The sequence below is a fragment of the Polaromonas sp. genome (assembly GCF_012927415.1).
In the GTDB taxonomy this organism is placed as follows: domain Bacteria; phylum Pseudomonadota; class Gammaproteobacteria; order Burkholderiales; family Burkholderiaceae_C; genus Polaromonas.
Window position 1 is genome coordinate 1 of sequence record NZ_JABBPF010000204.1, and the last position, 20,512, is coordinate 20,512.

Annotated in this window: 22 protein-coding genes and 1 pseudogene; 9 read left to right on the top strand and 14 right to left on the bottom strand. The window is 57.4% G+C overall.

Annotated elements, in window-relative coordinates:
• Together HHJ19_RS16565 and HHJ19_RS16570 are read left to right on the top strand one after the other, a co-directional pair.
• The coding region (locus HHJ19_RS16565) for a hypothetical protein (RefSeq protein WP_296908969.1) at positions 1-403 on the top strand (403 nt) is incomplete at its 5' end.
• Between the two features lie 10 nt (positions 404-413).
• Positions 414-806: a hypothetical protein gene (locus tag HHJ19_RS16570; protein ID WP_296908970.1), complete on the top strand. Its 393-nt coding sequence runs from the start codon at positions 414-416 to the stop codon at positions 804-806.
• Between the two features lie 925 nt (positions 807-1,731).
• Here the strand turns inward: HHJ19_RS16570 and HHJ19_RS16575 are convergent.
• From HHJ19_RS16575 to HHJ19_RS16585, 3 genes and pseudogenes are all read right to left on the bottom strand, one after another.
• Positions 1,732-2,403, bottom strand: a complete 672-nt coding sequence (locus HHJ19_RS16575; RefSeq protein ID WP_296908971.1) for a DUF1345 domain-containing protein — start codon at positions 2,401-2,403, stop codon at positions 1,732-1,734.
• A 214-nt stretch (positions 2,404-2,617) separates the two neighbouring features.
• Positions 2,618-3,817, bottom strand: coding sequence for a DUF2252 family protein (locus HHJ19_RS16580; protein WP_296908972.1), 1,200 nt, complete (start codon positions 3,815-3,817; stop codon positions 2,618-2,620).
• Between the two features lie 538 nt (positions 3,818-4,355).
• Positions 4,356-4,656 (bottom strand): annotated as a pseudogene (locus HHJ19_RS16585) (ATP-binding protein); the annotation flags it as partial.
• Between the two features lie 22 nt (positions 4,657-4,678).
• On the opposite strand from HHJ19_RS16585, the gene greB reads away from it, so the two are divergent.
• Positions 4,679-5,245 carry a transcription elongation factor GreB gene (gene greB / locus HHJ19_RS16590; protein ID WP_296908973.1) on the top strand — a complete coding sequence of 189 codons (567 nt, stop codon included), beginning with the start codon at positions 4,679-4,681 and terminating at the stop codon, positions 5,243-5,245.
• 23 nt (positions 5,246-5,268) lie between these two features.
• On the opposite strand, the gene HHJ19_RS16595 is transcribed toward greB, so the two are convergent.
• From HHJ19_RS16595 to HHJ19_RS16610, 4 genes are all read right to left on the bottom strand, one after another.
• On the bottom strand, positions 5,269-7,506 hold the full coding sequence (locus HHJ19_RS16595) for a bifunctional (p)ppGpp synthetase/guanosine-3',5'-bis(diphosphate) 3'-pyrophosphohydrolase (RefSeq protein WP_296908974.1): 2,238 nt from the start codon (positions 7,504-7,506) through the stop codon (positions 5,269-5,271).
• A 118-nt stretch (positions 7,507-7,624) separates the two neighbouring features.
• A complete protein-coding gene (gene rpoZ / locus HHJ19_RS16600) occupies positions 7,625-7,828 on the bottom strand; it encodes a DNA-directed RNA polymerase subunit omega (RefSeq protein ID WP_296908975.1) in 204 nt (67 codons plus the stop codon).
• Between the two features lie 27 nt (positions 7,829-7,855).
• Positions 7,856-8,476, bottom strand: coding sequence for a guanylate kinase (gene gmk / locus HHJ19_RS16605; protein ID WP_296908976.1), 621 nt, complete (start codon positions 8,474-8,476; stop codon positions 7,856-7,858).
• Between the two features lie 45 nt (positions 8,477-8,521).
• Complete coding sequence (locus HHJ19_RS16610) at positions 8,522-9,439, bottom strand: YicC/YloC family endoribonuclease (RefSeq protein ID WP_296908977.1); 918 nt, start codon at positions 9,437-9,439, stop codon at positions 8,522-8,524.
• Between the two features lie 66 nt (positions 9,440-9,505).
• Here HHJ19_RS16610 and HHJ19_RS16615 point away from each other — a divergent pair, with 66 nt between their 5' ends.
• From HHJ19_RS16615 to HHJ19_RS16640, 6 genes are all read left to right on the top strand, one after another.
• Positions 9,506-10,513, top strand: coding sequence for a serine/threonine-protein kinase (locus tag HHJ19_RS16615; RefSeq protein WP_296908978.1), 1,008 nt, complete (start codon positions 9,506-9,508; stop codon positions 10,511-10,513).
• The gene (locus HHJ19_RS16620) at positions 10,510-11,406 is read left to right on the top strand and encodes a PP2C family serine/threonine-protein phosphatase (protein WP_296908979.1); all 897 of its coding nucleotides are present in this window, start codon (positions 10,510-10,512) and stop codon (positions 11,404-11,406) included. The genes HHJ19_RS16615 and HHJ19_RS16620 overlap by 4 nt, the downstream gene beginning before the upstream one ends.
• A 103-nt stretch (positions 11,407-11,509) precedes the next feature.
• The gene (rph, locus tag HHJ19_RS16625) at positions 11,510-12,241 is read left to right on the top strand and encodes a ribonuclease PH (RefSeq protein WP_296908980.1); all 732 of its coding nucleotides are present in this window, start codon (positions 11,510-11,512) and stop codon (positions 12,239-12,241) included.
• Positions 12,242-12,280: 39 nt separating this feature from the next.
• Positions 12,281-12,892: a non-canonical purine NTP pyrophosphatase gene (locus HHJ19_RS16630; protein ID WP_296908981.1), complete on the top strand. Its 612-nt coding sequence runs from the start codon at positions 12,281-12,283 to the stop codon at positions 12,890-12,892.
• 170 nt (positions 12,893-13,062) lie between these two features.
• Positions 13,063-14,256 carry a radical SAM family heme chaperone HemW gene (gene hemW, locus HHJ19_RS16635; protein WP_296908982.1) on the top strand — a complete coding sequence of 398 codons (1,194 nt, stop codon included), beginning with the start codon at positions 13,063-13,065 and terminating at the stop codon, positions 14,254-14,256.
• Between the two features lie 25 nt (positions 14,257-14,281).
• A complete protein-coding gene (locus HHJ19_RS16640; protein ID WP_296908983.1) occupies positions 14,282-14,524 on the top strand; it encodes a hypothetical protein in 243 nt (80 codons plus the stop codon).
• A gap of 118 nt (positions 14,525-14,642) precedes the next feature.
• On the opposite strand, the gene HHJ19_RS16645 is transcribed toward HHJ19_RS16640, so the two are convergent.
• The 7 genes from HHJ19_RS16645 to HHJ19_RS16675 all read right to left on the bottom strand — a co-directional run bounded on the left by HHJ19_RS16645 (position 14,643) and on the right by HHJ19_RS16675 (position 20,484).
• The gene (locus tag HHJ19_RS16645; RefSeq protein ID WP_296908984.1) at positions 14,643-15,680 is read right to left on the bottom strand and encodes a cupin domain-containing protein; all 1,038 of its coding nucleotides are present in this window, start codon (positions 15,678-15,680) and stop codon (positions 14,643-14,645) included.
• Positions 15,673-16,902, bottom strand: a complete 1,230-nt coding sequence (locus tag HHJ19_RS16650) for a 3-hydroxybenzoate 6-monooxygenase (protein ID WP_296908985.1) — start codon at positions 16,900-16,902, stop codon at positions 15,673-15,675. The genes HHJ19_RS16645 and HHJ19_RS16650 overlap by 8 nt, the downstream gene beginning before the upstream one ends.
• Positions 16,895-17,092, bottom strand: a complete 198-nt coding sequence (locus HHJ19_RS16655; protein WP_296908986.1) for a hypothetical protein — start codon at positions 17,090-17,092, stop codon at positions 16,895-16,897. The genes HHJ19_RS16650 and HHJ19_RS16655 overlap by 8 nt, the downstream gene beginning before the upstream one ends.
• A gap of 78 nt (positions 17,093-17,170) precedes the next feature.
• Positions 17,171-17,878 carry an ABC transporter ATP-binding protein gene (locus HHJ19_RS16660; protein WP_296908987.1) on the bottom strand — a complete coding sequence of 236 codons (708 nt, stop codon included), beginning with the start codon at positions 17,876-17,878 and terminating at the stop codon, positions 17,171-17,173.
• A complete protein-coding gene (locus tag HHJ19_RS16665; RefSeq protein ID WP_296908988.1) occupies positions 17,871-18,623 on the bottom strand; it encodes an ABC transporter ATP-binding protein in 753 nt (250 codons plus the stop codon). The genes HHJ19_RS16660 and HHJ19_RS16665 overlap by 8 nt, the downstream gene beginning before the upstream one ends.
• Positions 18,620-19,615: a branched-chain amino acid ABC transporter permease gene (locus HHJ19_RS16670; protein WP_296908989.1), complete on the bottom strand. Its 996-nt coding sequence runs from the start codon at positions 19,613-19,615 to the stop codon at positions 18,620-18,622. The genes HHJ19_RS16665 and HHJ19_RS16670 overlap by 4 nt, the downstream gene beginning before the upstream one ends.
• Before the next feature lie 8 nt (positions 19,616-19,623).
• Entirely contained in the window at positions 19,624-20,484 is an 861-nt protein-coding gene (locus tag HHJ19_RS16675; RefSeq protein WP_296908990.1) for a branched-chain amino acid ABC transporter permease, read from the bottom strand.
• Positions 20,485-20,512: the final 28 nt, after the last annotated feature.

The following is a 20,512-nucleotide window of genomic DNA, read 5'->3' on the forward strand; positions in this document are numbered from 1 at the left end:
ATACGTTGGATCGATCCGCGCATTCCGTTTGATGATCGGAAGTGCCACGGTCAACCTTCCAGTGGATAAAGCTGAGATAGTCATCAGCGATGGCGGCGGCAGTTTTGCAAACCGCGAATCGATTCGCGTGGAAACCAAAGCCGTCACGCCTTCTGGAATCTTGCGTCTTAGCTGGGTCCAAGTAAATCAACAGGCAAAAGACGTTAATTTGCGTGGTCCCGCCGGGTTGCTTTCGAGCGTCGAATTGCCACCTTACGCAATGGTCGCAAACCTACCGACCGTGAGCCCACACGACAGGTTTCTGGAACTGCGCGTCGACAACGCCGGAGGCGATTCCCGGCCTTTGCTTTACCTCAGTTCGTCGCAGCTCTCCGTGACAGCTGGCCCTGCAACTGCACCTTGAGGAATTTCAGATGTCGTACATGACTGCATTCAAGCGCAGCTTTTTACTGCGCGGCGTATTGGTAGCGATCTTTTTAGGGAGCCTCGCCGCGTGCGGCGGGGGCGGTAGCGCGGACGTGGGTGTGATCGTTCCTGTTCGGCCCCGAGCCATTGCGCCGCTCACGCTCGTGCTGACACGCGTCGGACCGGAGTCGATTGCGGTGGACTGGAGCGATGATCCGAGCGTCGCGAGCTTCGTCGTGCTTCGCAATGGCTATGTACTAGCGACGACGACGACGACCACCACACTGATAGACAATTCGGTCTTCATCAACGAAACGTATTGTTATCAGGTTCAGGGGCAGGACGCAGTCGGAAATCTTGTTGCAGCCACCAGCAACGGTTGCATCTCAATCATTCCTTGATGGACACACTGTCGCTGTGTTGAGGATACTGCCAAGTGGCGAAAACACGAGATGAGGACGAAGAAAAGCTTTTGAAGTTTTGTGCAAAAAGACGTAGTGCGCAAAATTATGGAAACATTTCATACATTTAAATTCCCGGATTGTGTTGATGACCTTGCTACAACCGGCTTCATCAATTTACTATGCGGCGATGTTGGTTTTGGAGCGCGGGAATCGCCTGCGGCGTTGGGTTGATCCAGACTGCGGTGGGCAGCCTTGGGGATGAGGGAAACGACCTTTGAAGCGATTGGGGGGTGCCAGGAATGCAGCCTCCAAGGTGTTGGCTCGGGCACGGCGTAATCGCTTGGCATGGCCTTAGTGCACACTGTTCGGGGTCATGTTGCCGATGCCTGAATGGAGAAACCCTCGCTGCTGAGGGTGTCGAGAAGCATCGCTTTTTCACACGATGCTAAGGGCAGTGCGGTGGGCGAGAACGGGCGAGGCGCGTTGTCAGCGGCCCGACAAAGGTCACGCGGTGCAGTCGCACCTAGTGGCATTAGAGCGCGCCTCGCCACAGCATAAGGGCGCGGCGAGCCGCAACGGCACCAAGCCCTTGGACTAGCGCTTGCGCGCCCGTCATCAAACCCTCTTGCTGTGGCCGTCAAGCGCGTGGCCGAACAGCACGGCAATTCTTTTTGAGCCTCGATCATGAGCAGGGCCTTGTCGGGGCGACATTGCAGTCGCTCGTTGTAAGTGATTCGCTTTGCGATGTGGAGTGCATCGACCGTGCTGGGCTCAGCCTTTTCGGCCGCGTTTATCGGGTGCCAAGGCAGCCAATTTCTTACGCCTCGCGCTGGCGCTGCCAAGTGCTCAGATTTGCCGAGTACAAGCCTGCTTAGCGCAGAAAGGCGCCTGTCTCGCCGGATATGGTGCTGCGGTCAACTGATTAAAACAGGCTGGCGCCGATGTTAATCAGCAATGCCAAAACAGTGGTGTTGAACAGGTAAGCCAGAATGCAATGGATCGAACCGATGCGGCGCATGGGCTTGGTCACAAACGACACATCCGCTGTTTGTCCAGACGTTCCGATAACCGCTGAGAAGTAAAAAAAGTCTCCGTATTCGGGATGATCGTCTTCTGGAAATTGCAACCCTGGCGATCGACCTAGTGCCTGGGCCGCGTAGTAGTCGTGAGCATAATGAAGTGCAAACATTACCTGAACAAAAGCCCATGAAGATACTACCGTGATTCCCGCCAAGCAGACATGCCCAATTTTGACCAGACCGTGCATGTCTTTGACCACGGCCAGCTCACCAGCAATAGCCACCAGACTGGCGATGCTTGAAATAACCACCAAAATCAAAATTACGAACTGTCCATCATCTTGTATTTGCGCCCTGTGGCGCATTTGATGACTTGTGGATCGGGTCATCATGATTGCAGCGAGCAACACGTAAAGGCACGTACCGACGTTCCAGGCCACGAGAAAGCGCGTGACAGCATGGCTTGCTACCGCCGTCGGAAGTAACAGCCCAACCGCGAGCGCCGCCGCAGCAGCAATGAAAATTCGAGGTCGTGCGCGGATTTGCCTGTAGACTTTGTTGCGCTGCCAATTCATATTGAACACTCGTTTACTATCGTTGCGAAAAAAACTTTACACGACTGCAGGTCATGTCAAATTTGTCTTCGTTTGTGATCTTCAAATTGAGAATGAAAGGGCATTTGCAACACGCCAGAACATACCATTTGGCTTGTTCATTTCGTCAGGCGTCAAATTGCCGAGAAGCTCGCCTACCGCCGAATTGCTTACGCCTGAAGTGAGTCCTTTGTCCTCAAGCATTCAATGCACCGTTGTCAAATGCGCGATTGAACGACGCCGCATCTTTTTTTACTTGCCGCGCACACGCGTAGGACGCGATAAGCAACTTTTCTTTCCATTTTTTGCGCTGACTGAAATAAATAAGCTCGTCCGCAGTAGCTGATCCGTTGCGGCCGGCGCTGCGCAACTGCGCCCAGGCCAGCATCTGGCCCATCGCTTCAACAGTGATTTCCAATTCCCCGGTGTTTTGCTGCGCGCGATCAAGCGAAACTCGGTCTTCTGTTGGTTGAAGTTCACGCAGCACATATGCCGAACCATCAAACCTGACCGCTTGAAGCATGGCAGCGGGCATGGCCTGCATGCGGCGTTGAAGCTCCACCACACGGTGGGCTTGTGAGCGCCATGACGGTTGTAACGCGTCAAAATGAGATGCGACGCACGAGCTCAACGATTGCTTCAAATCAAGCAGGTAATGTCCACCTGTGGAACCCTTTCCCTCTATCAAAATAACATACCGTTGAACCCCGAGGCTCCCAGTGCCAGCAATGCGCCTAGCAACATCCAGCACCTTGAAAAACTTCGGTTGAGATTGGATTTTTGCAAATCGATGCATGAAATCTATCACTGCCGACCGCTGCGCAGCGGTAGCGGCCAATGTTTTTTTACCGTCGATCTTGAGTACACAGGTCCGTCCTTTGGTAACAGTGCGCGAGCGGATGAAGCTGGCTCGTTTACGACTTTGCAAACTGCCCAGGAGAACGCGAATCAAACCGCGCGCGGTTTCGTCCTCAATCCAATACGCCTTGCCTTGTGCAAGCGCTGAGCTGTAGCTGTTCAGAAAGATAGAACAAAGCTTCTGGGCTTCCGGCAAACGGATCGAAAGGCTTTCCGCGCCAACAATGAAGCTGGTGAGAATACGAACCAGATCCCAGCTTGCTGGTGCTAAAGCAGCCTCATCAAAGTCGTTCAAGTCAAAGTATGCAAGGCGGTTGCTCCCTTTGTATGAGCCAAAATTTTCAAGATGCAAATCACCACAAACCCAAACGATCGGCGCTGATTTGATTAGTTTGATTTCAGCCAACCGATTGTAGAAAAGGTGGCATGTTCCTCTAAAAAAGGAAAATGCATCCATGCGCATCTTTTGAAACTTGAGCTGTAACCGTTCCTGTTCACGACCCGCATTAAAGGCACGAATTTCATTGAACACATCCATGAGTCCGCTTTCTAGTATTTATCTCAGGGTTGACGTTAAATTGATAGCGCTGAATTGACAACAAAAGTTTTTGCCTGTCCCGATTGGGTTAGTCAATTCCTCACAGCGGGACGCGTGGTTTATGGAGTTAACCGGTTTCCGCGGACACATTGAGATCGCTTACTGAAGGTCAAAGGTTATCTGTGTTTCGGAGTCCATGGTGTTGTCGTGATGTTCCCATTTAAAATTGTGAAGCCAAAGATAGTTAAAGTTTGACTGGTGCCGGTGCGGGTTGTACCAACTTTCCATCCAAATAAAGACGGCCAAACGCGCATCGGTTTTTGGTTTCCAGTGGAGCCGCGCAATGAGCTTGGATGTCGACGGCGATTAAATATTAAACCGGGGTGGAATGGCGTATTTTGAATTGGCAACTGTGAATTAGTGTACTCATTGCATGGTTTTGGCAGTTTTCCTGACCTGGTTGTTTTGAAGTGGAATGATGCAAGGGGCAAAGGAGCTAAAGCCCTAGCCCGCAGCGGAGTTCCTCCCTTGCTGCCCGTCAGAATGCCTCCTCGGTCGCTGCCGCGCTGAAGTCTTTGCGCTTTTGTGCGCGCGCTTTGATGCGCGACTTGGGTGCCCTGCTGCTAGGCTGAAAACGGTACAACTTGTTTCCGGTTTCCACCCTGCGACAGTGATGTGTCAGCCGGTCTAGTAATGCGGTCGAGATCTCAGGTTGGTGGTGATCACCGCGCTGGTTTTCCCTGTAGTTTTGAAAGCAGGTGTAACAGCCAAACGCTGCCAGCCTGGCTGAATGGTCGGTATCCCAATTTATGCAAAATAACGACGTCCATGCGCATCAGGCAATGCTATCCTGAGGAGGCAATGAACAAGGCGTTTACCAAAGAAAGTGAAGCTGACGATGAAGAGCCGGCGTTTTCGCCCCTGTCTTCGGGGGGCAAAAACTACATCACGCCGCAGGGTTATGAATGTCTACGGTTGGAATTGCTGGATCTGATCGACCGCGAACGCCCCAAGGTAGTTGAGACTGTCCATTGGGCTGCCAGCAACGGCGACCGTTCCGAAAACGGTGACTATCTGTACGGTAAAAAGCGGCTACGTGAAATCGACCGGCGTATCCGGTTTTTGACGCAACGGCTCAAGATTGCTGAAATTAGCAACCCGTCTGTTCATCATGGCCGGGACCAAGTGTTTTTTGGGGCTACGGTCACCTACGTTGATGGCTTTGGCGTGGAGCGCACGGTCACCATTTTGGGTGTTGACGAAGCTAAGAGCGCCATGGGGCAAATTAGCTGGGCCTCGCCCGTCGCCAGAACATTGCTTCAGTCGCGGGTGGGGGATGAGCTAACGCTTGCCACTCCGCAAGGTGCGCAGGTGCTTGAGGTCTTGAGGGTCCAATATCCGCCGCCCGACGATGCGGTAGTAAATTGAATGGAAAGAAAAAAGAAATTTGCTCATGCTGTGGCTTTCACGCGCTGCACCCGCAGCACGGAAGGTGTGCGTCTTACGCTGCGCAAGGCCGAGGCCAGATGAATCCGGTCACGCACCGCCACCACAAAGCGCAGGTCCATGGCGTCGTGTGCCGGTTCATTACCCATGTCTACATGGGTAATGTCGACTTCTGCACTGGCCAAGGCAGCCGCTACGCGTGCTAGTACGCCTTTTCCGTTGGAAACGGTCACCAGAAGGTTGGTTTCAAAGGTGCGGACGGGTTCGTCAGCCCAATCAACTGCAATAAAACGCTCGCTGTCCCGTTGTTGCAAACGCTTCGCGACCGCGCAGTCGTCCGTGTGCACGAAGAGGCCCTCGCCACGGCCAAGATACCCGATGATGCTGTCGCCGGGAATCGGACAGCAACAGGGCGCAAACTTGACTGAAGCACCTTCGCTGCCGTCCAGCACCAAGCCGCCTTGCGAAACGGACTCGCGGGGGGTGTAGCGCTCCCGGCTCATCAACAAGGCATCAGGTTTTTCACCCGTTTCGCCTAGTACGGCCACGACTCGTTTGGCAATGATGCTGGCAATGCGCTTGCCCAGACCAATGTCGGTGAGCAACTCGGCGCGTGAGCGATTGCCTGTGAAGCGCAAGATTTTTTCCCACTTGGCGTGATGGATTTCATCGTCCTCGGAAAGGCTCTGCCGGTCTATGCCTTCGGCTCGCAGCGCCTGCGCCAGCATCTTTTCACCCAGTTCCTGTGATTCCGTGAGCGCCATGGTCTTGAGGTGGTGGCGTATTTTTGAGCGCGCCTTGCCGGTCCGGACGAAGCCCAGCCAGCCAGGATTGGGGGTGGAGACCGGAGCAGTGATGATCTCGATCACATCGCCGTTATGCAATTCGGACCGCAGGGGAACCTGCTCGCCATTGACCTTGGCTGCTACCGCATGATGGCCCACATCGCTATGGATGGCGTAAGCAAAATCCACGATGGTGGCGCTGCGCGGCATCGCCAGGATCTGGCCTTTTGGAGTGAAAACATAAACGGCTTCCGGAAACAGGTCAATCTTGACGTGGTCCCAGAATTCGGCCGCGTCACGCGTTTCCTGCTGAATATCGAGCAATGACTGCAGCCATTTCGTTCCCAGCCGCTGCGAAGCGTCGCTGTCGGGATCCGATGCTTTGTACAGCCAGTGAGCAGCCACCCCCGCCTCCGCCACCACGTGCATGGCGTCGGTGCGCATCTGGAATTCAATATTGGTGCCAAACGGACCTACCAGGGTGGTGTGCAGGGACTGATAGCCGTTCACCTTGGGAATTGCAATATAGTCTTTGAACTTTCCTGGCAAGGGCTTGTATAGCTGATGTAAAACCCCCAGCGCGGCATAGCAGGAGGCTAAATCCTGCACGATGATCCGGAAACCATAAAGGTCGGTGACCTGCGCAAACGAGAGGTGCTTTTCGTCCATTTTGCAATAAATGGAATAGAGGGTTTTTTCCCGGCCATAAATATGAACCGGAATATTGGCGTTTGCAAACGCGGACTCGACTTCGGATTGAACACGTTTAATCACGTCGCGCCGGCGGCCTCGCGCACGCACGAGGGCTTTGGCCAGGGTCGCATAACGCCAGGGATGCAGGTGCTGGAATGAAAGGTCCTGCAATTCCCTGTAAGTGGAATTCAGACCGAGGCGATGCGCGATGGGCGCGTAAATATCAATGGTCTCACTGGAAATACGGTTCCACTTGGCGCGTGGTGCATTGCCAAGCGTGCGCATGTTGTGGGTGCGGTCCGCTAGCTTGATCAGGATGACCCGCACATCGCGCGCCATTGCCAGCAGCATCTTGCGGAAGGACTCAGCCTGATTTTCTTCCCGTGTGTTGAACTCCAGCTTTTCCAGTTTAGTCAGGCCATCCACCAGCTCGGCCACGGGCGCGCCGAATCGTTCAATCAGGTCCGGCTTGGTAATGCCGCAATCCTCCATCGCGTCGTGCAGGAGTGCGGCCATCAGGGCCTGGGCATCGAGCTTCCATTCAGCGCACTGCTGCGCCACCGCGATGGGATGGGTGATGTAGGGCTCACCACTATTCCTGATTTGCCCCAGATGAGCTTGATCGGCAAAGCGATAAGCCTGACGCACGCTCTCGATGTCGGCTGCGCTCAAGTAGTCAAGTTTGGCCATGAGCGCAGCAAAGCTGGCAGCGGTGGCGTTGGCTGCGGCCGGGCTGGCCTTTTTGGAAGCGATGGATGAAAGCATTGCGCTCATCCATCAAATGTATAGCGGGATCAATAAAGCGGGGGGAAACTGGGCTTTATGGGCATTAAACGAAAAAAGCACCTTCGACAGGTGCTTTTTTGATGGGCAACCGAACGATTCAGTTGGGTACTTTTTTCAGCATTTCCAGACCGACTTTGCCTTCTGCAATCTCCCGTAGAGCGGTTACACCGGGTTTGTTCTTGCTTTCTATTTTGGGTGCATGGCCCTGGCTGAGCATGCGGGCACGGTAAGTTGCCGCCAAAACCAGCTGGAAGCGGTTGGGAATTTTTTCAAGGCAATCTTCGACAGTGATGCGGGCCATGATGTTTTCTTTCGGGTGATCGGTAACTTAAGGAATGTGAAGGGATTGGAAAGTCTCGGAGCGGGCGCGTCGCTGGGCCGAAAACTTGAGCCGCTGGGCATGGACAATGGTTTTCAAGTCGAAAACTGCCCGCTCAAACAATTCGTTAATTATAACGAAGTCGAATTTTTGTGCCTGCGCCATTTCGATGGCCGCGTTTTTCAGGCGCAATTCAATGACTTCCGCGCTGTCCTCGCCGCGTCGCTGCAGACGGGATCTGAGCTCCTCCCAGCTCGGAGGAAGTATGAAAATCAGCACGGCATTCCTGAAAATCTGCTTGACGTTGATGGCGCCCTGAAAATCAATTTCAAGAATCACGTCAGCGCCATGGGCTACCCGTTCTTCAATCGTGTGGCGCGAGGTGCCATAGCGGTGTCCATGCACATGCGCCCATTCCAGAAACGCGTCCCGCTGCACCATGCCGTCGAACTCGTCGGGCGAGAGGAAAAAATACTCACGCCCGTGCTTTTCCTGTCCGCGGGGGGGGCGCGTGGTGTGTGAAACCGCAGGCTGAATGGCGGAGTCCAGTTCCATCAGGGCTTTGACGAGGCTGGATTTGCCAGCGCCACTGGGGGCGGCTACAACAAAGAGATTACCGGGATAGTCCATATTTAATGGTTATTCCTTGCTAGAAATTAAGGACTAATCATAAAGTTACTCGATGTTCTGGACCTGCTCGCGAATCTGCTCAATCAATACTTTCATATCGACCGAAACACGGGTCAGCTCTAACGAGGCTGACTTGGAACCCAGCGTATTGGCCTCGCGGTGCAACTCCTGAATCAAGAAGTCCAGCCGTTTGCCCAATTCGCCACCGCCGGCAATCAGCCGGTCAATTTCATCCAGATGCGATGACAGTCTGGTGAGTTCTTCGGCCACGTCAATCCGGATGGCAAAGGCAGTGGCCTCCGTCAGCGCCCGGTCATGGGCGATTTCAGGCAGCACATTGCCGCTTCCCAAGGCAAGGGCCTCTTTCCATCGCTCAAGAAACCGGTGTTTTTGCTGCTCGACCAGCCTGGGGACCATGGGGGCCGCCAATGCCGCCAGTGCCCTGAGCTGCGCGGTCCGGTCCAGCAGCATCTCGGCCAACCGAGCGCCCTCCCGCTCCCGGGCGGACATTAACTCCTTCAAGGCCATTTTTGCCAGCTTAAGCAGTTCTTCGCTGTGATCGTGCGGTTTTTTGTCTTCATTCGTCGCGATTCTCAGGACATCGGCCACGCTGAGCGGCGCAGCCTGTGGCAACCAGGATTTGACGCTGTCTTCCAGAGAACCCAAGCGCTGCAAAGTGGCGGGCGAGGGCGCGCGCAAACCGCTGGCAGAGGCGCTTTCAAGCGAAACTCGCATTTCCACCTTGCCGCGCTTGAGTTTTCCGGTCAGCAGTTCGCGCAGGGCCGGTTCGGCTTGGCGCAACTCATCGGGCAGACGAAAAGCCAGGTCCAGAAAGCGGCTGTTGACCGAACGGATTTCCACCCCCAGCCGGGAACTGGCGTCACGAACCGGTTCAGATTCCGGCGCAGATTGCACCGCGCTCGATTGCACTGTTGCATAACCCGTCATGCTATAAACTGCCATTGGCTGATATGCCTTATTAGGTAAAAACACGATTGGGTGACATCGTCACCAGACTCTTTCAAAATTATGTCAAAGGTCAAACCTGCACCATTGCCCCCCGACACCGTGATTGGTGGCTATCGGGTGGTTCGAAAGCTTTCAGCTGGTGGGTTTGGTGTAGTTTACTTGGCGGTGGACAACGAGGGTCAGCAAGTCGCCATCAAGGAATATTTGCCATCCTCGCTAGCGAGTCGTTCCGTCGGCGAGTTGCTGCCTCAAGTGCAACCGGAAAAGCTCTCGCTCTATCGGCTGGGCCTCAAGAGTTTTTTTGAAGAGGGGCGCGCACTGGCGCAGATTTCGCACGGCTCGGTAGTGAGCGTGCTGAACTTCTTCCGCGAGAACGAAACCGTTTACATGGTGATGAACTACCTGGAGGGCGGGACACTGCAGGACTTCATCATCACTGCGCGCGAGCTGAAAAAGCAGAAGGTGTTCCGCGAATCGACCATTCGCTCGCTGTTTGATGAAATCCTGCGCGGGCTGCGCATCGTGCACCAGCACAAAATGCTGCATCTGGACATCAAGCCGGCCAACATCTTCATCACCGACGACAACCGTGCGGTGATGATTGATTTCGGCGCCGCACGGGAAGTGCTGAGCAAGGAGGGCAATTTCATCCGGCCCATGTACACCCCGGGCTTTGCTGCGCCGGAAATGTACCGTCGCGATTCATCGATGGGCCCGTGGACCGATATTTACGCGATTGGCGCCTGCATCTACGCCACCATGCAGGGCTATCCGCCCAATGACGCGCCACAGCGGCTGGAAAAAGACCGCCTGTCGTTGGCGCTGTCCCGGCTGCGCGGCGTTTACTCCGACAACCTGATTGAAGTCGTCGAATGGTGTATGTCGCTGGACCCGCTGTCCCGGCCCCAGTCGGTCTTTGCCTTGCAAAAGGAGCTGAGTCGGGAAAGCGAGCGTCGTTACACCAAACTCACCGTCGGTGAAAAAGTCCGCCTGCAGTTTGACAGCATGGTGACCGATACCAAGAAAACCGCACGCAAAGCGACAGCGTTTGCGACCCGATTCAAATGAAATTTTCTGTTTTTCAGGTCAGTCGCAAAGGTGGGCGCAAAACGAACGAAGATCGGATGGGTTACTGCTATACCCGCGAGTCAGGGCTGTTCGTGCTGGCCGATGGCATGGGTGGCCATCCGGAAGGCGAGGTGGCTGCGCAGCTCGCGCTGCAGATCATCTCGGCGCTGTATCAAAAAGAAGCGCGTCCCATGGTTCGGGATCCGGCTGAATTTTTGGCTGCGGCCCTGCTCGCCGCGCATCACCAGATATTGCGTTATGCCACGGAAAAAGGCATGCTGGATACGCCGCGGACCACGCTGGTCGCCGCTGTCCTGCAAGGGACCGGCGCCACTTGGGTGCATTGCGGTTACTCCAGGCTGTACCTTGTTCGGGACGGCGAGTTGCTGATGCGTACCCGGGATCACTCCTATCTTGAACAGCATGGCGCGGTGAAGTCGGAACACATCAACCGCAACATCCTTTTTACCTGCCTGGGCTCACCCACCAAGCCGGTTTTCGACATCACCGGCCCGCTGACTCTGCTGCAGGGGGACAAACTGCTGCTGTGCTCGGACGGCCTCTGGGGCAGCCTGAGCGATACTGAAATTGTTGGGCAGCTGGTTGGCAAGTGCGTGTCTGAAGCGGTTCCAGAACTGGTCGAAAGCGCCTTGCGGGCTGGCGGCGAGCACAGTGATAACGTCACGGTGCTGGCCATGGAGTGGGAAACTCCGGATGCGTTTGAATCCACGCGGGGGGTGTCCACGGACAGCATCATGGACGGCGTGTTTGCCTCCACCATTCAAGCCAGCGTGCTGGATACTTTGCTCGATGAACTTGACGAGGCGTCGATCGAGCGATCCATCGCCGAAATCAACGAAGCCATACGCCGCTCGGCGGCAAGAAGAGCCTGAAACCGGGAACGATGCTTGCGCTTCGGCGCGCGCGCAGCCACCTCGATTTCCTTTTTCTTCACAACCCCCAGTCCGGCATGTATTTCCAGAAAGCTTATTTGCCATGAGTCAGTCCGAACGCAGCCAGGCCCGCCCTCCAGAGGCCTTGCGCCCCGTACGCATTACCCGCCATTACACCGCTTATGCCGAAGGTTCGGTGCTGATCGAGTTTGGCGCCACCCGTGTGCTGTGCACCGCCTCGGTCGAGGAAAAAGTGCCTGGCCACAAAAAGGGCAGTGGCGAAGGTTGGGTAACGGCCGAATACGGCATGTTGCCGCGCGCCACGCACACCCGCAGCGACCGGGAAGCCGCCCGGGGCAAGCAGAGCGGCCGCACCCAGGAGATCCAGCGCCTGATCGGCCGCTCCATGCGCTCGGTGTTTGACCTGAAAAAACTCGGTGAGCGCACGATTTACCTTGATTGCGATGTACTGCAGGCCGATGGCGGTACCCGTACCGCCAGCATCACCGGCGCGTTTGTCGCGGCGCAAGATGCCATCAGCAAATTGTTGGCAGAGGGCAAACTTCGGGAGACACCAATTCTTGACCATGTGGCCGCGATTTCGGTGGGCATCGTGCAGGGGATGCCCGTGCTGGACCTGGACTACAGCGAAGACTCGGCTGCGGGCACAGACATGAATGTCGTCATGACCGGCGCTGGCAAGTACGTGGAAGTTCAGGGGACGGCGGAAGGAGCGGCGTTTTCACGCCAGGAAATGAACGCGCTGCTGGCTTTGGCCGACAAGGGCATCGGCGAACTGATCGTGCTGCAACGCAATTCACTATTAAATGAATAGCTAGATATATCCGTAAACAATGGATTAGAACCGGTTTTCATGAAAAAAATCGTACTTGCATCAAATAACCCTGGGAAACTCGCCGAGCTGCAGGCGATGCTGGTCCCGCTGAAGCTTGAACTGGTGAGCCAGGCCGAGTTGGGGATTCCCGAGGCAGAGGAGCCTTTTCGTACCTTTGTTGAAAACGCGCTGGCCAAGGCCCGTCATGCGTCGGCCCTTAGCGGCTTGCCAGCGCTGGCCGACGATGCCGGTTTGTGTGTGGATGCGTTCGGCGGCCTGCCTGGCGTGGACACCGCGTTTTATGCCACGCAGTTTGGTTATGCCAAAGGCGATGACAACAATGTCAGGGCCTTGCTGGAGCAGATGGCCGGCCTGACGCAGCCGACCCAGCGGCGCGCCGCCCTGGTCAGCACGTTGGTGGCGGTGCGCTCCGCAGACGACCCTGAGCCTTTGATTGCGTCCGGGCGCGTTTCCGGTGAGATCGCCCTGGCGCCGGTGGGCAGCAACGGTTTTGGCTTTGACCCGGTGATGTTCATTCCCGAGTTCGGCCAGACCTTTGCGCAACTCCCCGTCAGCGTGAAAAATGCCAATAGCCACCGGGGTAACGCATCTAGGCAGATGATGGCGCTGATGCGTGAACGCTGGCTGTAAGATGCGGGCCCCCACGCTTTTAACTTCGTGTCATACGCTGCCCGTGGGCGGCGGGCTTTGTTTGGGGCGGCCCCGCGCTGGCGGACGTGGCTTCTCCTTCGCACCTGGCATCCGGCTGTACGGACTGGCCCGACCCGGCGCAAGATGGGCGATCACGGAAGGACGTTGTGATGTCTGCTAATTCAAACATTCAACATTACATGCGCAGCGGCACGCTGCAGCTTGCTGCCCTGCCGCCGCTGTCGCTCTACGTGCATCTGCCCTGGTGCCTGAAAAAATGTCCCTATTGCGATTTCAACTCGCACGAGGTTGCGGGCGAGATGCCTGAGCAGCGATATATCGACGCGCTGGTGGCCGACCTGGAGGCTTCGCTTCCGCTGATCTGGGGCCGGTCAGTGCACAGCATCTTTATCGGCGGCGGCACGCCCAGCCTGTTCTCACCGCAGGCGATCGACCGGCTGCTCGGCGATATCCGCGCGCGACTGCGACTAGATGCGAATTGCGAAATCACCCTCGAAGCCAATCCCGGTACTTTTGAAAAAGACCGGTTCAAGGCTTTTCGCAGCGCCGGGGTGAACCGGCTGTCCATCGGCGTGCAGAGTTTTGACGATCGCCACCTGAAAGTTCTTGGCCGGGTCCATGACCGTGCCCAGGCGATTGCGGCGGTCGAAGAAGCGGCGCAGGCTTTTGACAGCTTCAACCTTGACATCATGTACGCGCTGCCTGGCCAGACCCTGGAAAACCAGGCGCAGGACATGCGGCAGGCGCTGGCGCTGCAGCCGCCGCATATTTCGATTTACCACCTGACGATTGAGCCCAACACCTACTTCGCCAAGTTCCCGCCTGAAATCCCGGAAGAAGACACGGCCTACGCCATGCTCGACCAGATCACCGAGATGACCGAAGACGCGGGGCTGCAGCGCTATGAAGTGTCGGCCTACGCCAGGCTGGGACACCGCTGTTTCCACAATCTCAACTATTGGCAGTTTGGCGATTATCTGGGCATAGGTGCTGGCGCGCACAGCAAGCTCAGTTTTGCCCACCGGGTGGTTCGCCAGGTACGCTTCCGCGAGCCCAAGCTCTATATGGAAAAGGCTCTGGGAGGCAATGCGGTGACGCAAGAAACCGAAGTGAGCCGAGCCGACCTGCCTTTTGAGTTCATGCTTAATGCCTTGCGGCTGCGGGACGGTTTCAAGTTGCAGGACTTCACTGAAAAGACCGGTCTGCCTTTCACCGCGATCCAGCAAGGGCTGGAAGATGCCGAGCGCAAGGGGCTGATCGAGCGCGATTTGGTGCATGTGAAGCCAACCGGGCGCGGCTTTGATTTTTTAAACGACCTTCAGTCGCTGTTTCTGGCTGACTGAGTTGAGCAGGCGAGAGCGAAAATTTATGGAAACCTCGAGCATTATTCTGCTGGCAGTCAGTGCGGTCATCAGCTTCGGGATAGGACGCACGTTCAAGCGCTTTCGAGATAATAAACGCGAAAAACAGGTGCAGCTGCGCGAGGCGCAAGCGCTGCGTGACCGGCCTGTCGAGAAGGCGTCAAAAAACCGCAGCAAACGCAAGCGCCAGCTTCAACAGCTGGAACAGTGTGAACAGATCGGCAATAAGAGCGGAACTCAACCGCATTAAAGGCGCTGGTGCGGCAGGGCCGGCCAGTTAATGAAGCAAGTCTGGGGGTGCTTGAACCATAGTCCCCTGCCGATTCGGCCGAGCCGGCGGTCACGACGATTTCATCCGTGCGTTCGGATCAGCCGCGGTTCTCGAACACGCCAAGCTTGCGGTGCAGCGGCGACTCGTCGGCGATGAAAAGGAAAGACGGTTTGTCGGCCGAAGGGTTGCGCAGGCTTGCCGCGCTGTAGCCTGGAGTGCAGCAGGTGTCGGCTTCGGCCAGCGCGAAGTGCTGCTCTTCGACCGTTACCTGCGCCGCGCCTTCAATCACGTGAAAAACCATCGCCGGCGAGCGTACCGGCAGCCTTAAGGTCTGGCCCGGGCGCAGCATGAGCGCGTAAAAGCCGAGGATGTTTTGCGCGTCACTGCCGGTCTCGGGGTTGATGTAGGTGAGCTGGATCGCCTCCAGCCCGGGTTGGTCAGCCGCCATGGTTTCAAGCGCAGCGCGGGCCTCCGCCCACGGATAGCGCAGCATGGGGTAGGCTTTGCCAGAGCGCTCGAACATCGGCGTCGGCACCATGCCGCCAGTTGCATGGGTACTTTCACCACGGCCGGGCTTGATGGCCTGCCGCTCGCCATCGACATGGTAGGAAGCCTCCATGTAATAGACCAGCGGCAGGTCCAGCACATCGAGCCAGATCACCGGCTTGTCGCCGTCATGGCCGTGCTCATGCCACAGGCCGGTGGGAGTCAGGATCAGGTCACCACGACGCATCGGGCATTTCTCGCCGTTGACCGTGGTGTAAGCCCCTTCGCCCTCGACGATCATGCGGGCCGCGTTGGGTGTGTGGCGGTGCGAAGGCGCCCATTCGCCCGGCAGCAGAAGCTGCATGCCCAGGTAAATCGCAGCGCTGGCCTGCATTTTTTCAAGTCCGTGGCCTGGGTTGGCCAGCACCAGCACGCGGCGTTCGGCTTTTTCAATCGGTGTCAGCTTTCCCGCTTTGATCAGCAGCGGCCTCAGCGCCAGGTAGGACCAGGCGATGGCGCGAGTTCGGGGTTGCGGTTTGCCGGGCGGCAGCAAGCCGCGCAGGCTGGGCCACAGCGGCACCAGGTTTTGCTGGGTCAGGGCCTCGCGGTAGTCTGCGGGCAGATCTTCAATGTGACCGAGTTCATTCATATTTTTTTTCCTTCAACGTGGCTCGGCTGGCCAGACAGTTACCTTGTTTCCAGCCATACAGCCATTCCATGGCGTCGTAAAAGCGCTTGGGTGAGCGGTCTTTCCACAAATCATTGCGCACCAGGCGTTCGACGCCCTGGGCATGAAAGATGCGGCCCATCTCGCGGGCCGACAGCACAATGCGCGCGGTGCGGGCGACCCGCGAGCGCTGGTAGAGCTCAAAAGCGCTGGCGAAATTGTTGCCGTTGACCCGCAACGCCTCGCCCAGCGTGACAGCATCTTCAAGTGCCATGCAGGCCCCTTGCGCCAGATATTGCAGGGTAGGGTGAGCGGCATCGCCGAGCAGCGTGGCGCGGCCAAAAGTCCATTGGCCGATCGGCTCGCGGTCGGCCGTGGCCCAGCGTCTCCAGCTCCTGGGCAACTCGATCAGCTGACGGGCGCGCGGGCAGATCTCCTTGAAGTAAGACTGAACTTCCTCGCGGCTGCCTTCGGTGACGCCCCATTCTTCCTGCTTGCGGCTGTGAAAGGTGACGACCACGTTGTATTGCTCGCCACCGCGCAGCGGGTAATGCACCAGGTGGCAGTTCGGGCCGACCCAGATACTTGCCGCGTTCCACTGCAGATCGGGCGGAAAGTCATTTTTATCGACGACGGCGCGATAGACCACATGGCCGGAGACGCGCGCCGCATCGCCGACATACTGCTGGCGAACGGCCGACTTCACGCCATCGGCACCGATCAGCGCGATGCCGCGGTGGGCGAAGCCCCTCTGGTCAAACACCATGACGCTGTCCGCGTCCTGCTCCACGCGGCTGACGTGGGTAGACGTCAGCACGTCGATGCGGCCGCTTTCCTGCGCGCCTTCGAGCAGCGAGCCATGCACATCCGCGCGGTGGATTACTGCATACGGATTGCCGAAACGCTGGCGGAAGGCCGCGCCCGTCGGGATGTGGCCGACCCGCGTCTCGTCGAGCGCGTCATGCATCACCATTTCGTCGGTATAGACCGCCCGGCCTCGGGCTTTCTCACCAATACCCAGCGCATCGAAAGCCGCAAAGGCATTCGGGCCGAGCTGGATGCCAGCGCCAATTTCACCAAGCTGCGGCGCTTGCTCCAGCACCTTGACCGCAAAACCCTGACGCACCAGCGCCAGCGCGGCCGCCAGACCTCCAATACCCCCGCCGGCCACCAGAACCGGGAGTTCGGAATGCATGTCACTCATGGGCACCTCTTGAAAATACTTTTATTGATATCAGTAAGCGAATGATTGGTGTCGTTAAAAAAAAGTAAAAATCAGCTGCAACCCTTGATATCGGATGAACCAAGCCTTGTGGGAAGCCGGACGGTGCGGGAAGCTCTGATTCAGCCAGGATTTTAATAAAAACACGCCCTTGTCCAGGTTTTATAGGCATAACATGCTATTAAAATAGTAGCAATTGGCGGCTCGCTCCGAGTTGACTACCTTGTTTTGCAGCATTGGAGTGCTATTTTCAGTGGGCGGCAACGCCCAGCCAGCGGTCCAGCAAGCCCGGGTTGGCGGCAAGCTCTTCGCTCATGCCCTGATGAACAATGCCGCCGCGTTCAAGAACAATGGCCTGGCGGGTAATGGGCAAAATCTGCTGCGCATGCTGCTCGACCAGGATCACCGCCATGCTGCCGTCCCGCACCATGCAAGTGATGACGCCCAGCAGTTCCTGCGCGATCAGCGGCGCCAAACCTTCAAGCGGTTCGTCGAGCAACAGCAGGCGCGGGTTGATCATCAGCGCGCGGCCCATCGCCAGCATTTGCTGCTCGCCGCCCGACAGTTGGTTGCCCATGTTGGCACGTCGCTCCTTGAGACGCGGAAAAGTGGCGTAGACCTTTTTCAGGCTCCAGGGGCCGGACCGCGCCACCACCGTGAGGTTTTCCTCAACGCTGAGCGAGGCAAAGATATCGCGTTCCTGCGGCACCCAGCCAAGACCGGCTTGAGCGCGCCGGTGGCTGGGCACGAGGGTCAGATCGCGGCCATCGAAGCGGATGCTTCCCCGCGTCTGCCGGGCCGCAGCCATCAGGGTCGCCAGCAAAGTGCTTTTGCCCATGCCGTTGCGGCCCAGCAGCGCCAGGCTGGCTCCAGGATCGAGACTGAAGGAGATATCTTCGAGCACCGTCGCATCACCGTAGCCCGCCCACACGTTGTTGAGTTCGAGCAATTTAGCCATGGACGGCTTCTCCCAGATAGACTTCCCTGACACGGGGATCGGCGGCAATCATCGCCGGCGCATCCTCGGTCAGCACGGCGCCGCTGACCAGCACCGATATACGGTCGGCAAATCGGAAAACCAGATCCATGTCGTGCTCGATCAGCAGGATGGTCACATGGCGCGGCAGCTGTGCAATGGTTTCAAACAGTTCGCGGCTTTCGGCAGCGGCAACGCCGGCAGCCGGCTCGTCGAGCAGCAACACGGCAGGCCGGACCGCCAGTGCTAGCGCAATCTCGATCAGACGCTGCTTGCCGTAAGCCAGGCTTCTGGTTTGACGGTGGGCAAGATCGAGCAGCTTGAGCTGATCGAGCAATGCCGCCGCCTCGTCAATCGCCTGGCCATGCGCGCCGACTGGCTTCCAACAGCGCGCACCTATGCCGAGCCGTTCGCAAGTGGCCAGCGTCACCGATTCGAGCACCGTCATGTCGGCAAACAGGCGGTTGATCTGAAAGGTGCGCGCCACGCCCCGCTTGACGCGCAGATGCTGCGGCAGGCGCGTGACGTCTTCGTTATTGAGCATCACCGAGCCCGCTGTGGGTTCGAGGACGCCCGTCAGCAGATTGATCAGCGTGGTCTTGCCAGCGCCGTTCGGTCCGATCAACGCGTGGCGCGCGCCTGCAGCAACATTCAGCGTGACATGGTCAATGGCGACAAAGCCGCCGAATTTCTTAACCAGATTACGGGTCTGAAGCACATAGCTCATGGCCGGCCGCCCGACGCGCGCCTAGCGATGGTGCGCAAAGCGCCCATGATGCCGTTCCGGGCAAAAAGCACGACGAAAATCAGCAGCATGCCGAGCCAGAATTGCCAGTATTGCGGGTTGATGCCCGACAGAAGGTGGTGTGCCGTCATGAAGACGATGGTGCCAAGCAAAGCGCCATACAGGCTGCCGGTACCGCCAAGCACCAGGATCAGCAGCAGTTCCGCCGAGCGAGAAAAGCTCAGCACGTCAATCGAGACGAATTGCGTGGTCTGCGTCAATAGCGCGCCGGCAATGCCGGCATAGGCCGCGCCCAGGGTGTACACGCCGACGAGCCGCGCATTGACAGGCGTGCCCAGTGCTGGCATGCGAAGCACATTCTGGCGGATGCCGCGCAGCGACCAACCGAAGGGTGAATGCACGATGCGCCGGGCGATCCAGAACATCAGGAAAAGAACCACCACGCAGTAAATATAGGCGGTCTTGCCATACAGGTCGAAAGCGAACAGGCCGAGCACCGGCTTCATTTCAACACCCTGCAAACCGTCGATTCCGCCAGTGAGGCTGGTGAGCTTGTTGGCCGCCTCGAACAGCATTAGCGACACCCCTAGCGTGACCATGAGGCGCGTCAGGTCCGCACCGCGCAGCACCAGGAAGCTGGTCAGAAAGCCAATTAACCCCGCAATTGCGCCGGACCCCAGCAAGCCCAGCGTGGGGTCGCCCCAGCCATACCTGGCCATCAAGCCGGCCGCGTAAGCACCCAGACCAAAAAATGCAGCGTGGCCGAGCGAGACGATGCCGGCGTAGCCAAGGATCAGATCCAGTGACAAGGCGAACAGCGCCGTGATGACAATCTGCGAGAGCAACGACAAATCTTCGGGAAATAGGAAGAAAGCGGCAACAGGCAGCAGCCAAAAGGCGTATTCGGCCAGGTGCCAGCGCGACGCGTTGCGCAAGGGCCCGGCATCGAAGCCGGCCGGGGGAATGCTTGACATCACTGGTTTCACTTAGCCGCAGTTCTACCGAACAACCCTTGCGGACGGAAAACCAGCACCGTCATCATCACCGCGTAAATGACAAAAGCACCGACTTGCGGGATGTAATATTTGCCGGCAACATCGCTGATGCCGAGAATCAGCGAGGCGATAAGGGAGCCCTTGATATTGCCGCTGCCGCCGACGGCAACGACGATCAAAAAATAAACGATGTACTTGAGCGGAAAACCCGGGTCAAGCCCCAGCATTTCAACGCCCAGCGCACCGCCCAGCCCGGCCAATCCGCAGCCGAGCGCGAAGGTCAGCACAAAAACGCGGTCCACGTCGATACCCACGCCGCGCGCGGCGCGCGGGTTGTCCACCGATGCGCGGAGTTTGGCGCCGAACTTTGTGCCGGAAATCATCCACTGCAGCGCTAAAGCCAGCGCGAGGCCGATCACAATCAAAAACAGTCGGTAGACACCCACGTCAAGACCTCCGGGCAGGTGGAACTGGCCAGACAGCATGTCCGGCAGGCGCAGGGGTTGCTGCTGCGCGCCGAAAAAATAATGCGCCGTGGACATGGAAACAAAAACCAATCCGATGGAAAACAGTACTTGGTCGAGGTGCGAAGCCCCATAAAGTCGACGGTAAAGCGTTCGTTCGAACACGACTCCGACGAGCGCGGAAACGAGGGCCACAATAGGCAGGGCGGCCAGGAAAGGCACGCCAACGCGGTCCAGCAAAAAGACGCAGACGTAGCCGCCCAGCATGGCAAAAGCGCCATGCGCAAGGTTAACGAAATTCATCAGACCCAGCGTGACCGAGAGGCCGACGCTGATCAGAAATAACAGCAAACCGGAGGCAACGCCATCGAAAATGACTGTCATGGGCTTATCCCTGTTCAGCGGCAGCGGG